The organism is Caloramator quimbayensis, assembly GCF_900167605.1.
GTDB lineage: Bacteria > Bacillota > Clostridia > Clostridiales > Caloramatoraceae > Caloramator_B > Caloramator_B quimbayensis.
Genome location: NZ_FUYH01000065.1, coordinates 1 through 1,410, shown reverse-complemented (window position 1 = coordinate 1,410; position 1,410 = coordinate 1). Strand labels below are relative to the sequence as shown.

Genomic DNA, 1,410 nt, shown 5'->3' with positions numbered 1-1,410 from the left:
TGTGTTTTGCAATAATTAAATACAAACTTTTGAAAAAAATCTTTGCAACATCCGCATTACCATAATTGTAAATTAATTGTATTTCATTAATGAATTTTGGAGCCTCCAGCTGGGGCCGTCAAATATTAGTAAATGACTGTGATGGACCATCCTATCAAGTATAGCGTTTGTTAGCTTTTCATCGAAAAAAATACTGTTCCATTTACTGAATTCAAGGTTTGTAGTTAATATTATGCTTTTTTTCTCATAGCATCCTGCTATAACCTGGTATAATAGTTTAGCCCCTTCAATGTCAATTGGAATGTATCCCCATTCATCGCATATCAATAGGTCTACCTGGTCTATCTGTTTTAATAATTTTTTCAATGTACCATTATTTTTTGCATCTATTAGTTCGTTAACAAGTGCAGCTGTTCTAAAGAACTTAACCTTCATATTGTTCATACAAGCAGCAACTCCAACCGCTACTGCAAGATGTGTCTTACCTGTGCCTACTGGTCCATATAGTATTAAATTCTCTTTCTTATTCACAAATTCTGCACTTTTAAGTGCATCTATTGTTAGACTAATCGGTATTTCAATATGCTCAAATTTGTAGTTTTCAAAGGTCTTAATGACATCGAATCCTGCCTGTTTAAGATATCTATTTTTTCTTGTAGTTTCTCTATGCTTTATTTCTATTTCAAGCACTTTAGCAAGAAATTCTTCATGACTTTCAGCTTGTATAGTTCCTATACTTCTAACAATATTTGTCCCAAGTTTAAGCTCTTTGCAGTAATTTCTTATGTTATTTACTATTTCTTCGTTCATATTGCAGACACCTGCCTTTTGTACAGGCTATCATATATGTCGATGTCTGCTCGATATTCTTTAATGTCTGGGATATTGTCATTAAGATTTATTTCATTTATTGCAACATTTCCCACATTCTTAATTCGATAGTAAGTTGCAATAATACTGTCTATGTCTTTAACCCCATTATTTAATGTTTCTTCTATAGCCTTTTTTGCATTTTTTATTCCTAATTGTTCATCTCCTTCTATCATTTTCATAAGTGCTTTAATACTTCGTTTTTTACCTTCATAATCTTGGCTATCTATATAATCCTTCCAAACATCAGGTAACTCGTTAAAAAATTTTGTATATTTTATTGCTTTAGGCCTTCTTGATAGAGCTTCAAGGTAAGGATACCACTTCATCGACTCTTTATACTTATCATAAATTCTTTCATGAGTTACTATTGTTTTAAATTCCTTATTCATTATTATCACTTTGTCAGCTGTTGCTTTTACAATTACTTCTTCACCTGAATAAACTGGCGATGTTGAATAAAGATTAGTTTCAAACTCTGCCTTCCCATACTTGTCTGTTATTGCAGTTTTTATTCTGCCTACCTCAAATTCCTTTTCA

At 31.7% G+C, this 1,410-nt stretch carries 2 protein-coding genes; both read right to left on the bottom strand.

The window, feature by feature from the left end:
* Positions 1–72: 72 nt before the first annotated feature.
* Positions 73–810 (bottom strand): IS21-like element helper ATPase IstB, encoded by a 738-nt coding sequence (gene istB, locus B5D15_RS15190; protein WP_078697933.1) that lies wholly within the window; start codon positions 808–810, stop codon positions 73–75.
* A partial coding sequence (locus tag B5D15_RS15610) for a Mu transposase domain-containing protein (RefSeq protein ID WP_423236582.1) occupies positions 807–1,410 on the bottom strand: 604 nt, incomplete at its 5' end. The genes istB and B5D15_RS15610, both read right to left, overlap by 4 nt.

Excerpts from the sequence above, each read along its gene's own strand:
- istB (WP_078697933.1), bottom strand. The coding sequence starts at position 810 with ATGAACGAAGAAATAGTAAATAACATAAGAAATTACTGCAAAGAGCTT.